Origin of the sequence: Sorangium aterium (assembly GCF_028368935.1) — a bacterium.
In the GTDB taxonomy this organism is placed as follows: domain Bacteria; phylum Myxococcota_A; class Polyangia; order Polyangiales; family Polyangiaceae; genus Sorangium; species Sorangium atrum.
In genome coordinates, this window is record NZ_JAQNDK010000001.1 from 1,506,127 (window position 1) to 1,518,574 (window position 12,448).

The 12,448-nt window shown below is 70.0% G+C and carries 10 protein-coding genes; 3 read left to right on the top strand and 7 right to left on the bottom strand.

The window, feature by feature from the left end; genetic code table 11:
• The first annotated feature begins 129 nt into the window (after positions 1-129).
• A complete protein-coding gene (locus tag POL72_RS05550; RefSeq protein ID WP_272093966.1) occupies positions 130-489 on the top strand; it encodes a phage holin family protein in 360 nt (119 codons plus the stop codon).
• 19 nt (positions 490-508) lie between these two features.
• On the opposite strand, the gene POL72_RS05555 is transcribed toward POL72_RS05550, so the two are convergent.
• Together POL72_RS05555 and POL72_RS05560 are read right to left on the bottom strand one after the other, a co-directional pair.
• Positions 509-1,492 (bottom strand): aldo/keto reductase, encoded by a 984-nt coding sequence (locus tag POL72_RS05555; RefSeq protein WP_272093967.1) that lies wholly within the window; start codon positions 1,490-1,492, stop codon positions 509-511.
• A gap of 49 nt (positions 1,493-1,541) precedes the next feature.
• The gene (locus POL72_RS05560) at positions 1,542-3,347 is read right to left on the bottom strand and encodes a MutS-related protein (protein WP_272093968.1); all 1,806 of its coding nucleotides are present in this window, start codon (positions 3,345-3,347) and stop codon (positions 1,542-1,544) included.
• A 118-nt stretch (positions 3,348-3,465) separates the two neighbouring features.
• Between POL72_RS05560 and POL72_RS05565 the strand changes: the two genes are divergently transcribed.
• Positions 3,466-4,356 carry a BON domain-containing protein gene (locus POL72_RS05565; RefSeq protein ID WP_272093969.1) on the top strand — a complete coding sequence of 297 codons (891 nt, stop codon included), beginning with the start codon at positions 3,466-3,468 and terminating at the stop codon, positions 4,354-4,356.
• Positions 4,357-4,432: 76 nt separating this feature from the next.
• On the opposite strand, the gene POL72_RS05570 is transcribed toward POL72_RS05565, so the two are convergent.
• From POL72_RS05570 to POL72_RS05590, 5 genes are all read right to left on the bottom strand, one after another.
• Positions 4,433-6,055, bottom strand: a complete 1,623-nt coding sequence (locus tag POL72_RS05570; protein WP_272093970.1) for a serine/threonine protein kinase — start codon at positions 6,053-6,055, stop codon at positions 4,433-4,435.
• A gap of 582 nt (positions 6,056-6,637) precedes the next feature.
• Entirely contained in the window at positions 6,638-7,699 is a 1,062-nt protein-coding gene (locus tag POL72_RS51145; protein ID WP_272093971.1) for a 3-oxoacyl-ACP synthase III family protein, read from the bottom strand.
• Positions 7,700-7,924: 225 nt separating this feature from the next.
• The gene (locus POL72_RS05580) at positions 7,925-8,551 is read right to left on the bottom strand and encodes an endonuclease III domain-containing protein (protein ID WP_272093972.1); all 627 of its coding nucleotides are present in this window, start codon (positions 8,549-8,551) and stop codon (positions 7,925-7,927) included.
• Entirely contained in the window at positions 8,548-9,303 is a 756-nt protein-coding gene (locus POL72_RS50205; RefSeq protein ID WP_272093973.1) for a c-type cytochrome, read from the bottom strand. The genes POL72_RS05580 and POL72_RS50205 overlap by 4 nt, the downstream gene beginning before the upstream one ends.
• Positions 9,300-10,538 carry a YncE family protein gene (locus POL72_RS05590; protein WP_272093974.1) on the bottom strand — a complete coding sequence of 413 codons (1,239 nt, stop codon included), beginning with the start codon at positions 10,536-10,538 and terminating at the stop codon, positions 9,300-9,302. Before POL72_RS05590 ends, POL72_RS50205 begins: the two co-directional genes overlap by 4 nt.
• 267 nt (positions 10,539-10,805) lie before the next feature.
• On the opposite strand from POL72_RS05590, the gene POL72_RS05595 reads away from it, so the two are divergent.
• A complete protein-coding gene (locus tag POL72_RS05595) occupies positions 10,806-12,443 on the top strand; it encodes a metallophosphoesterase (RefSeq protein ID WP_272093975.1) in 1,638 nt (545 codons plus the stop codon).
• The last annotated feature ends 5 nt before the right edge of the window (positions 12,444-12,448 follow it).

A 12,448-nucleotide genomic window follows, 5' to 3' on the forward strand; every position in this document is an offset into this window, starting at 1 on the left:
CTGAGCGGAGGCCGCGCGCCGGCTCCGCCCGCGACACGCCGGACGAGGTTGCGCCCGGCACCTGCCTGGGTCACGAGGAAGGTGTGAACGCCGGCCCGCCCGGAGCGGTGCCGGCCCAGGGAGGTGGTCATGAAGGCGCTCATCATCCAGGCACTCGCCGCGGGCCTCGCGGTCCTCGTCGGAACGAAGATCCTGCCCGGCGTGCGGATCCGCACGACCCAGACGGCGCTCGTCGTCGCCGCCGTGTTCACGCTCCTCAACCTCCTGCTCGGCTGGCTCGTGAAGTTCCTGGTCGCGGTGGCGCTCCTGCCCGCCGCCATCCTCACGCTGGGCCTCGCGTATCTCCTCTTCGGCCTGGTCGTGAACTCGGTGCTGCTCTACGCCACCGACAAGCTGATCGACGATTTCGAGATCCGGGGGCTAGGGCCGCTCTTCGGCACAGCGGCCCTCATCTCGTTCGCTGGATGGCTGTTGCCGCGCCTCCTGTGAGCGTTCGCCCGGGCGGCGTCTACCAGAGCTGGTGAACGTGAGGCCGGAGCCGCCGGTCGTAGATCTCGCGGATCTTCGCCATGGTCTCCTGCGGCACCGGCGGCAGGTCCGCCGCGCCCGCGTTCTCATCCACCTGATCGGGCCGCTTCGCGCCGGGGATCACGCACGTCACCGCGTCCTGCATCAGGATCCAGCGCATCGTCCACGCGCCCATGCTCACGCCGGCGGGCACGAGCGGGCGGAGCTCCTCGACGACCTCGAGGCCCAGGTTGTAGTCGACGCCCGAGAACGTCTCGCCCTTGTCGAACGCGGCGCCCTCACGGTTGAAGTTGCGGTGATCGTCGGCCGCGAACCGGGTCGCTGCGCTCATCTTGCCGGTGAGCAGCCCCGAGGAGAGCGGCAGTCGCGCCAGGATCCCGACCTGCCGGCGCTTCGCCTCGGGGAAGAAGAGCTCGGCCGGGCGCTGCCGGAGGACGTTGTAGATGATCTGCACCGACTGCACGCCGGGGTACTCGATGGCCTTGAGCGCCTCTTCCACCCGCTCGACGCTGACGCCGTAAAACCGGATCTTGCCCGCCTTCACGAGCCGATCGAGGACGTCAAACACCTCGGGTCGATAGTAGACGTCCGTCGGCGGGCAGTGCAGCTGGACGAGGTCGAGCGCGTCCGTCTCGAGGTTCTTCAGGCTGCGATCGATGAAGGCCGTGAAGTTCCCCTCGTCGTAGCTTGCCGCCGTGTGCGGGCTCAGCCGCCGGCCCGCCTTCGTCGCGACGACGATCTCCTCGCGCCGCTCGCGCCTGAGGCGCGCGAGCAGCCGCTCGCTCCGGCCGTCCCCGTACACGTCCGCTGTGTCGAAGAAATTCACGCCACGATCGGCGGCCCGGTGCAACGCCGCGAGCGACTCCTTGTCGTCGACGTCGCCCCAGGTACCCCCGATCGCCCAGGCCCCGAAGCTCACCGAGGAGACGCGGAAACCCGTCCTGCCAAGAGGTCGATACTCCATGGCGGCGCATACAACCAGATTTCCCCCGCCACCGCGAGCGTGACCGCGCTCAGGCGGGCTCGACCCCGCGGCGGCGGTGCGCGCGCTTGCTGCGCTCGACGAGGGCGACGAGCTCCTCGCGCGTGACCCCGAGCCGCGCCGCCGTCCGGTGCGCGAGCGAGGTCCGGGCGACCCCATCGACGAACTGGTACGTCGGCCACTGCTGCGCGTCGAGCTCGACCTGCAGGAACACCAGCCGATCGACCGGCCGCTCCCGCTCGAGCCGCGCCGCGAGCTCGAGGAAGTGCGTCGTGATGAAGGCCTGAGGGCGGAGCTCCGAGAGGAGCGAGATCACGAGCTGGAAGATCTCCTCGCCTTCCGACGGGTTCGTGCCGGAGCAGAGCTCGTCGAGCACCACCATGTCGCCGACCTGCATCGCCTCGAACAGCGACCTGATGCGGAGCAGCTCCATCCCGAGGCGGCCCTCGCTCTGATCGGCCTGCGCCTGCTCGATCAGCGACACGAAGAGCCCGTGGCACGGCGAGAGGCGCGCCTCCGCGGCGGGCACGAAGAAGCCCGCCTGCCCCATCATCTGGGCCAGCGAGAGCGCCTCGAGCAGCCGGGTCTTCCCCCCCGAGTTCGGCCCGGTCACGATGACGGTCGCGTCGTGGTGATCCGTCGCGATGTCGCACGGGACCGTGCTCGCCGAGCTCGCCAAGAGGAGCGGGTTGAACAGCCCCTTGAGCTCACGCCCTGGGCCCTCGCCGTGCGCGCCGTGCGCGCCATCGGAGAAGCCCGGCGAGGCGAACTCGGGCAGGCATACGGCGAGCCCTGCCGCGCGGGCGCGGGCGCGCAGCGCAAGGCCGGCGAGGTAGAACTCGAGATCTCCGAGCAGCTGGACGAGCGCGACGAGATCGTCCTCGATGCCGTCGAAGACGCTGTTGACGTGGCGGGTGAGCAGCTCGTCGTCGCTGAACCGGTACCCCCTCCACAGCATCACGAGCTTCGTGACGAAGCGCCCGAGCGGCGACTGGTAGAAGCGGTTCTCGCTGTTCTCGCGGATCGACAGGGCGCGCAGGTCGCGGACATGGCCGTCGGAGCCGACGCGGATCCGGACATCCAGCGTCGCGATCTCCTCGTCGTACGCGAGCAGATCCGCGAGGCGGCGGTACGCCTCGGTCTCGCGCACGGCCGCGCCGAACGCCGAGAGCCGCGACAGGCCCGAGCGAGCGCCCGCGAACCCACCCGCGAGCGCGTCGAACGCGTCCTTGGCGGCGGCGAGGATGTCCAGCCGGCGCCGGCTGCCTTCGCCGCGAGAGATGGGGATCGTCTCGAGCTGGGCCACCCAGCGGCGCAGCGCCGCGTAGGCGCGCTCGAGATCGCGGCGCTGCGCCTCCGACCCGGTGAGCTCCCGGAAGATCGCGCGCCGGAGCTCGACCGTGTCGCGATCGCTCGGCGGCTGGGAGAGGGCGCGGCCCAGCAGCGCCGGGCTCGGGATGTACGAGCGGCCATCGCTCGTGAAATGGAGGCAGCCCACGATGAGCTCGCGCAGGAAGACGTGCTGCGCGAAGCGGGCTGGATCCCACGTCGACGCGGGCAGCGACGCCGACTCGACGTGCCGATCGAACGCCCCCGCGGGCGCGCCGCCCGCGAACGCGAACGCCAGCGACTCCTTGACCGCCCGCGCGTCGACCCGGAGCGCCGGCCGGTGCGAGAGGAGATCGGGCGCGGAGCGCTGTCCGGGCGGGGCGTCAGGCAGGGCGGGTTCCGGCGGCGCCGCGCTCACGACCTCGAGCCTACTACGATGCGTGGGGCCGGAGCGCTCGTCCGGTGTCCGGTGCCGCCGCCGCGCGGTGGCCAGGGAGGGTCTCGGCATGCCCCCGTCGACACGCGCGGCGCGCCGTTGTTCCCGGGCGGCCGGGAACGACCGAGTCCCTGGCACGACGTCTGCCTCGGTGTGTACCTGGAGATGCACCATGAGCTATCGCTGCACGATGAGCAGAATACGCGGGTTCTCCGGCCCAACCGTCCTCGCGCTCGCGCTCGCCGGCACGGCCTGCAGGAGCGAGAGCGAGAGAGCTGAAGGAGCGGTCCGCGAGCCCGCGAACCAGACGGCCAGGAGAGGCGAACCGCCTCCGGGCCCGAACCAGGCGCCCAGCAAAGACCTGCGCGAGCAGGCGGGGCGCGTGGGCGAAAAGGCGGAGCAGCTCGCCCAGGAGGGCAAGGAGCTCGGCAAGGAGGCGAAAGAGCAGGCCGGGCGCGCGGGCGACAAGGCAGAGCAGCTCGCCCGGGAGGGTCAGCAGCTCGGCCAGGAGACGCGCGAGAAGGCCGAGCGCGTGGGCGAAAAGGCGAACCAGCTCGCCGAGCGAGGGCACCAGGCGGGCCGCGACATCAACGACCAGATGAACAGGGTCGGCGCGCAGACCGGTGCGCTCAAGGACAACCAGGGCGCGCGCCCGCAGTCGGCGCCGCCCGCCGCTCCCAAGGACAAGGCCGCACCGCAGTCGCCACAACAAGGCCAGGCTGAGGGAGCCAAGAAGCAGGACGCGAATGCCGCCGCGATGGAGCGTGACGAGTGGACGAAGGCGGCGAAGGACAACGACTATCAGGTCACCTTCGGCCGCGACGGCTCGGTCATCGCCACGAAGGAAGCGAAGCGGACCGGCGCGCGCCCGTCTGACGAGACGCTCCGCAACGCGGTCGGCGGCAAGCTCGCGGACAGCGATCACGACGCGGTGAAGAAGTTGCACGTCACGGTGCGCGACGGCGTGGTCACGCTGCAAGGCAACGTCGCCAGCGTGAAGGAGGCGACCGAGGCGGTGAAGGAGGCCATGGACGCCGACGGCGTCACCAAGGTGATCGCCTTCATCCATCACGGCTCATGACCCCCGTGAGGTCGTCAACCTAGCCGCGGTCTCAAGCTGCATCCGGTCGCAGACGGCGGATGCACCGCCCGGATCATCAATGCGCAAAGTCCTTGGGGCGCAGCTTGACGGAGCGCTCCACGGCCTCCGCGGGTGAGAGCGCCAGCATGAGCGTCTCATCGAAGCAGTCGGACCTCGACACGACCACGACCTGCGTGCCCACGGGCAGCTCGGTCTTGAGCGGCGTCTTGCCGAGCGTCTTTCCCTTCCAGCTCACGATCGCGTCGGGCGGATCGCTCGAGATCACCACGCTCGCCTTGGGGCCCTCCTCGATCTTCTTCTCGACGGCCTCCTCGGCCTCGGCGCCGTGCGAGGCGACCGCGGCCGCAGGAGCGTCGAGGGCGGGCGCGACCTTGTTCGCGACGTGAACCGCGCCGCCGACCAGCGCGACCAGCGCGGTCAGGGCGGACGCGCCGATGAAGTAACCGCGCTTCGAGGCCGACACGGGCCCCGACGTGGTCGCTCGCAGGCTCACCGAATCGCTCACGGGCGTCCTGGGCCGCTCGACGCCCGACGGCCGCTCGACGCCCGACATGCGCTCGACGCCCGACCGGCTGGACTCACCGACATAGGGGAGCCTGCTGCCCGAGCCGGAGCTCGAGGGGGCCATCGCGAGGCCGATGCCGCTCATCGTCACCTGGCTGGAGGCGTCGCCCAGCAGCGACGCGCTGGCCACCCGCTCGATCTGCGCCTTGATCTGCTGGCGTATGGAGGCCCGGCTCTCGGCGAAGATCCCGCGCATGCAGGCGCCGAGGAACTCGCTGCGGACGTCCTCGCCCGACCACTGAAGGTAGTTCTCGAGCACATCGCACATCTCCTGCGCCGTCGCGAAGCGCTTCGATGGCTCGCGCTCGAGGGCCTTTGCGGCGATCTGATCGAGCGCGATGGGGATCCCCGGCACGATGGTGGAGAGCCGCGGGAGCTTCCCCAGCAGGAGCTGGTGCATCACGGTGATCTGATCGCCCTCGAACAGCCGCCGCCCGGCGAGGAGCTCCCAGAGCACGACGCCGACCGCGAAGATGTCCGCGCGGCGGTCCACCGTCTTGCCCGCCGTGACCTGCTCGGGCGCCATATACGTCAGCTTGCCCTTGAAGGTCCCGCTCTCGGTGCTGGAGGCGTTGACGACGGCCTTGGCCACGCCGAAATCCACGAGCTTCACCGCGCCGTCGTAGGTAACGAAGATGTTGTGCGGCGAGACGTCGCGATGCACGATGCCGAGAGGACGACCATCGAAATCGCAGAGCTCATGCGCGTAATGGAGCCCGCGCAGCACCTCGGCGACGATCCGGATCCACGTGCCGCGGACGAGCCCACCCGTACCGGACTCCCGCTCGACAGCCGCCTTCATGACGCGCTTCAGCGTCTGGCCCTCCAGGTACTCCATCACAATGAAGTAGCCGTCCCGGTCGCTGCCGACCTCGTAGGTCTGGACGACATTCGGGTGGTTCATGCGGGCCGAGAGCTTGGCCTCGTCCATGAACATGAGGACCTGGCGATCCTCCTCGTCCCCGGAGCTGCGGAGACGCTTGACGACGACCAGCTTGTTCACCGAGGCGGGCCCGTGAGCCATCGCGAGGAAGACGTCTGCCATCCCGCCGCGGCCGAGCTTCGCGATGGGACGATACCGGCCGAGCCCAAGCTGGGTCGGCGTGTCTCTCAAGATCGACGCTCCGTGTTCTCCGATCACACTCACCTCAGTGTGCAAAATTCAACAATTGCGCGTCCGAGTCAATGCGAAGAGTTTGCGTCCTCGCCATCAAGTGAAAACATGCTCCAATGAAGTGAATGGCCCACAACCGTAGGAGCGAGAGCGGCAGAAAACGACATTCAAACACACGCGCTCAAGTACTTACGCACTCACGCACACCCACGCGCACCACACCCCCGCACGTAGCGCACGTAGGTCACGCGCTGCGCTTTAGCTGCTGCGCGCTACCCGCTGCGCTTTACGTGCTGCGTGCGCAATTCGCCGCTGGCCGGGGAGGGGCCGTGCAGTCGAGCCCTGGGGTGGCTCCCTTCCCGGTGGCGCCCGCGCCAGGTCGATCGCATTGGAAACACGGGGTCCGCTGCGGGCGTTGATACAAACGTAACAAGCGATACGCCACGTGCAATCCGTCGCGACACGATCGCACGAAATTTCTGCAGCGTCCGCGCCGGACGCAATACGCCACGCGCTACCGCTGCGGCTCGACGACGATGAGGACGATGACGGCCTGCGAGCGAGGCGCCGCCGCTCAGCTGCTCAGAGCTTCCAGAGCGCGCAGCCCCAGTGGACGCCGGTCCCGAGCGCGAGCACCATGGCCAGTTGCCCTTTCTTCAGCCTTCCGGCGCGCATCTCCTCGTCGACGAGGATGGGCACGGTGGCGCCGCTCGTGTTGCCGAATCGATCGATGTTGCTCGGGAGCTTCTCGACGGGCACGCCGAGGTCCTTGCGGATGTGCTCGTTGATCCGCCCGTTCGCCTGGTGCGCCAGGAACACGTCGATCTGCTCGATCGCGATGCCCTGAGAGGCGCAGAGCTCCCGCGCGGTCGCCGGGAGCTTGGTCACCGCGAACTTGAAGAGCTCGCGGCCATCCATGCGGGGGATATGCAGGTCCTCGTCGAACGACGTCGGCTTCCAGTACGGGCGCGAGCGGAAGCCGCCGCCCGGCACGAAGAGGAGCTCGGCGAAGCGTCCATCGGAGCAGATCTTGTTGCCGCGCAGGCCGGCGTCGCGATCGGTCGCGCGGAGGACGAGCGCGCCCGACCCGTCCCCGAACAGGACGGCGAGGTTCCGGTGGCGGTCCGCGTGCGCCCGCGCCTCCGGCGTCGCGGAGCGGCCATTCTTCGGGTCGAGCGCCCCCCAGTCCTCCCAGGGCATGAAGCCGGCGTGCGCCTCTGCGCCCACGAACAGGATGGTCTTGGCGGCCCCGGTCTGGATCAGCCCGTCGATCGTCTGGAGGCCGAACAGCATCGCGGCACACTGCTGCCGGATGTCGAGCGCGGGGACGCCCGGAATGCCCAGCTTCGCGCCGAGCAGCGCCCCAGAGCCAGGGAAAATATAGTCCGGCGTCATCGTGGCAAAGAGGATGTAATCGATCTCCGACGGGGCGATGCGCGCCGACTCGATCGCGCGCTTCGCCGCTTCGCACGCGAGATCGCTCACCCCCACGCCATCCGGCGCGTAATGCCGCTGGCGGATACCGGAGCGCTGGTAGATCCACTCGTCGGAGGTCGTGATCACCCGCGCGAGGTCGTCGTTGGTGACAGGTTCTCCGGGCACGTAGTGGCCCGTCCCGATGATCTCAAATCCAATCTTTGTCACAGAGGTGCCTTACTCGAACCGCACGCGGGCGGCGACCCGGAACCGCACCCCCGCACACGACCGCGCCCGGCCGCCTCGCGCCGCAGCACGCGGGCGGACGCTCGTCCTCATGAGATCGCCGGGACGTTGCACCGTGCTTGACGTAGGTCGGCCGCCTCGATAGCCTGCCCGCTGTGCGGGGGGCGTTGTGCCCGGACACCGTCGCCGGCGGCCGCGGGGCCGCGATCATCGTCGGCGTGCGGCCCAGCTGCAGATGGGGCAGCCGGTCATGTCGTGGCGCAGCGCCGGGCAGTGCTCGCGGCCGAAGTAGATGAGCTGCAGGTGCAGCTTGTTCCACTGCTCGGGCGGGAACGTGCGCTTCAGGTCGCTCTCGGTCTCGACGACGTTCCTTCCGGACGACAGCCCCCAGCGGAACGCGAGCCGGTGAATGTGGGTATCGACCGGGAAGGCGGGGTGGCCGAAGGCCTGCGCCATGACCACCGAGGCCGTCTTGTGACCGACCCCCGGCAGGGCCTCCAGGGCCTCGAACGAGGCGGGGACGACGCCGCCGTGCTCGGTCGCGATCCGCTCGCTCAGCTCCTTCAGACGCCGCGCCTTGGTGGGCGCGAACCCGATCCTCCGGATGAGCTGGGCGATCTCCTCGGTGGGCACCGCCGCCATGGCCGCGGGCGTCCGGGCGCGCGCGAGGAGCGCCGGCATCACCGCGTTGACCATCTTGTCCGTCGTCTGGGCGCTGAGCATCACCGCGACGAGCAGCGAATATGGATCGTCGTGAGCCAGCGGAATGGGCGGGGTCGGGTACAATCGGTCGAGGATCTCAACGATCCTCGCGGCTTTCTCGGCGCGCTTCACGGGGGCCAGGGCAGCCCGTAGAACGAGAGCAGATCGCCGAGCTCCTCATCGGAGAGGACCTCGCGGGAGAAAGGCGGCATCTGCCCGCCGTAGCCGACGAACCCGCCGTGCCGGACCTTCTCGATGAAGACCAGCCGCCGGTCGGCCTCCGTGTACTCGCCGAGCGGGTGCTCCTTGAGCGTCTGCTCGGGCAGCGCCGGCGCCCGCGGCACGAGCCGGCCTTCCCCCGAATGGGCGCGCCCGTGACACGAGGCACAGGCGCGCTCGTGGATGCGTTCGCCGGCTGCCGCGTCGCCGGCCGGGATCTGGCTCAGCTCGTAGACCGGCGTGAAGGGGACGGCCTCGGCTGCGCCTCCATCGCTGGGCAGCGATTCCAGGTACGCATAGATGGCCTGCGCGGCGTCGTCGTCCGCGGTCCAGGGCAGATCCTTCGTCATGAAGTAATACAGGCAATGGTTGATCGCACCGAGGAGCTCGACCTCCTGCCCGCCCCAGTAATGCGGGCGCTCGACGGCGCCGGCCAGCGGGGCGCCCGGGAGCATGGCGTCGCCCGCGTCCCCGGCGGCAGCTTCATGGCACGTCGAGCAGGCATAGTGATTGAAGCGCGTCTCCGCGATCGATGGGTCCCAGAAGAGCGCCGCGCCGTGGTCGACGGCCGTCGCGTCGACGACCTTCGTCTCGGGATCGCCCGGACAGCCGCAGAGGAGCGCCGCGCACGCGAGCGCGGCGGCAAGGCCAAGGAGCGCCCTCACGGCGCCTCCGGCGCGACGCGCACGAGCCCGTCGGGATAGAGGCCCACCTCCGTGTCGCTGAGCGTCTCCAGCGTCTCGGGGTCCAGCCGGAGCACCTTGCCGGGCGTCGTGCTCCGATCGCCCTCGCAGACGAGGAAGAGCCCGTGCTCCTCGTCGAGCTGCGCGAGGTGCGGCCGCATGCATTCCTCGGCGATGTTCCGGGTGACGACCTCATTGTCGTCCGGGGTGACGCCGATCCGAACGATGGTGTCGGGCACCTGGGTCGGCACGTAGATGGCGCTCCCGTCGGGGGTCCACGCGGCGAAGTAGGGCGCGCCGATCGTGAGGATCTTCCGGGAATCGTCGAACGTCTCCGACGCGACATCGAAGAAGCGCACGTCCCTGCTCTCCGTGCTGCTCACGGCGATGGTCTTCCCGTCGGGCGACATGACGGCCGCGTAGGGTCCGTAGTTGCTGGCATGGGGCGAGGGGTTGGAGGTAGACCCCACGGGCACGCGCTTCACCTCGGCGGAAGGATCGGTCAGATCGACGATCGCGAGCACGTCCTCGCCATAGCAAGCGACGTAGGCGCGGGCGCCGTCCGGGCGCGAGAGGGCGACTCCGTGGGCGGCCATGCAGACCGGAATGAACACCGGATCGGACGATCCCGAGAGCCCGACCTTCTCGGGATCGATCACCGCGAGGGACGAGCGCGCCGCCTCGACGTCGCCGGGGTTGTCGAGCACGCGTTTCAGATCGAAATGAGAGACGACCACGCGCCGGCCGTCCTCCGAGATCACGATGTCGCCCGGGTTGGCCTCGACGCGCACCTGCCCGAGGATGCGCAGATCGTCGAGCGCGAGCTTCTGGACGTAGCCCGCCACCGCGCTCCCGCCGTGCACCGCGTGGGGGCCGATCGCGCCGGCGACGTCAGGGTACGACAGCGCGACGTAGAGCGCGCCGCCCTCGGCGTCCACGGCCACGTGGTGAGGCCCGTCGATCGTCACGGGATCGCGGCCCACGGGGTGGACGCCGAACCGCTCCCCGGTCGCCAGCGAGATAAGAGAGATCGTATCGGAGAGGCTATCGCTCACCACGCCCATTCCGCCCTCCGGAATCGTGATCTCAGGGAGTCGGTCCGGATAGGCGTCGCCCTCGTAGGCGCTGTAGCGGTATTCGATGATGGGCTCGGGATCGCTGCAGCTCACCAGCATCGCCGCCGCGAGCGCGCAACCCAGGAATCGCGAAATGACCATAGATGACCTCGAGACGAGCGCCTCCGGCTCGGACGCGCCGCATCCTAGCAGCCGCCGGCGCGCCGGCCGCGGCTCCGCCCTACCATGGCTCGGCTCGCTCGTGCGCCTCGACGTGACGCTCCGCGGCGCCACGCTGAGCGACGTGGGAGGTACTACGCTCGTTCCGAACCCTCTCTTCCTCGGTCGGCACCGGCCCTCAACGGCAACGCTACCGCGTGGGTGAACATTTCTTGATCAGGCGCTGTCGTGTTGTCATGTAAGGAAGCGATGAGCCAGACACGAGCGGTGGGCGTCACAACACTAGGGCCCGGTCGGCGGCGGATCGCGCGAGCGCGCCCAGGTCGCCCCGCGGCGCGCTTCTTTCTTACGTCTCTTGCGTCCCTTGCGTCTCTTGCGCTCGCGGCGTGCGCGGGGGAGGAATCCATCGCTCCGGCGCCGCTCCCTGCGCCGGTACCGCTGCCAGCGCTCCGCGGCGCGCCGCCGCTGACGACCGCGCGCACCTGGGCGCCGCGCGCCGCGGTGGCCGATCCACCGGACAGGAACCCCGCTGTCCCGGCGGCGATCGAGCAGATGCTCGCGGAGGGCTACGGCGAGCTCGAGAGCGGGCCGGGGCAGCCGCTCGCCCCCGCGACGCTCGACGACACCCCTCCACCACCGCGCGGCGAGCGGTCGAGGCTCCTGACGAGGTTCGTCCACCTCGCCGACACCCAGCTCGCAGACGACGAGTCGCCCGCCCGGCTGGCGCTCTTCGACTCGCCCGGCGTGTTCGCGTCGGCGTTCCGCCCGCAGGAAGGGCACGAGTGCCGGATCCTCAACGCCGCCGTCCGCACGATCAACGCGCTCCATCGGAGCACGCCGATCGACTTCGTCCTGCTCGGCGGCGACAACGCCGACAGCGCGCAGACGAACGAGATCGCGTGGTTCTCGGCCATCCTCGACGGCGCCGAGCGCGTCGAGTGCGACTCGGGCGCTGACGACGACCCCGTGCCAGGCCCCGACAACGATCCCAAGGATCCGTTCTTCGCCGAGGGGCTGCTCATGCCCTGGCGGTGGGTGACCGGCAACCACGATGTCCTGCACCAGGGGAACTTCCCGGTGCACACGCGCGCCGAGCTCGCGACGGGGAGCTGGTCGGACGGCGGGACGCGCGACTGGTCTCTCCCCGGCGCTCCGGTGATCACGGGCAACGTCGTCCCCGACCCGAGGAGAGCGCTCCTGAGCCGCCCCGATCTGCTCGATCGGGTCGCGGCGACCGGCGACGGGCACGGGATCGGGCCCGACGAGCGCGCTTACGGGAAAGCGTTCTACGAGTTCGACATCCAGGACACCCCCCTTCGCGTCATCGTGCTCGATACGGCCGCCGAGACGGGCGGGCCGAACGGCGTGATCCTCCAGGACGACGTCGATCGGTTCATCCGGCCCGCGCTCGACCGCGCGAAGCGCGAGCGCAGGTGGGTCATCCTCACGTCCCACCACGCCTCGCGCTCGCTCGGGGACGGCTCCTTCGCCGCGACGGGCACCCCCGCCGTGCCCGGCGCGATCGACGTCGAGGCGTGGCAGTCGCTCGTCGGCGGCTACGACAACGTCCTGCTCCACCTCGCCGGACACACCCACGTGCACCGGGTGACCCGGGTCTCTCCAGCCGGCGGGCACGCGTACTGGGAGCTCGAGACCTCCGCGCTCGCCGACTACCCCCATCAGGTCCGCGTCATCGAGATCTGGGACGAGGACGACGGCTTCGTCGCCATCCGGGGCGCCGCCCTCGACTACGCCGTCGACGACGACCCGATCGCCGCCGAAGGGCGCCGCCGGGCCGTCGTGGACGTCACCTCCGGCTTCGGCGACGACGGCCGCGGAGAGCCCTCGTGGCGCAACGTCGAGCTCTGGATCGCGCGGCCCGACTGACCTCG

Coding starts and splice junctions, on each gene's coding strand:
- POL72_RS05565 (WP_272093969.1), top strand. CDS start 3,466: ATGAGCAGAATACGCGGGTTCTCCGGCCCAACCGTCCTCGCGCTCGCG.
- POL72_RS05555 (WP_272093967.1), bottom strand. CDS start 1,492: ATGGAGTATCGACCTCTTGGCAGGACGGGTTTCCGCGTCTCCTCGGTG.
- POL72_RS05595 (WP_272093975.1), top strand. CDS start 10,806: ATGAGCCAGACACGAGCGGTGGGCGTCACAACACTAGGGCCCGGTCGG.
- POL72_RS05560 (WP_272093968.1), bottom strand. CDS start 3,347: ATGCCGAGACCCTCCCTGGCCACCGCGCGGCGGCGGCACCGGACACCG.
- POL72_RS05590 (WP_272093974.1), bottom strand. CDS start 10,538: ATGGTCATTTCGCGATTCCTGGGTTGCGCGCTCGCGGCGGCGATGCTG.
- POL72_RS05550 (WP_272093966.1), top strand. CDS start 130: ATGAAGGCGCTCATCATCCAGGCACTCGCCGCGGGCCTCGCGGTCCTC.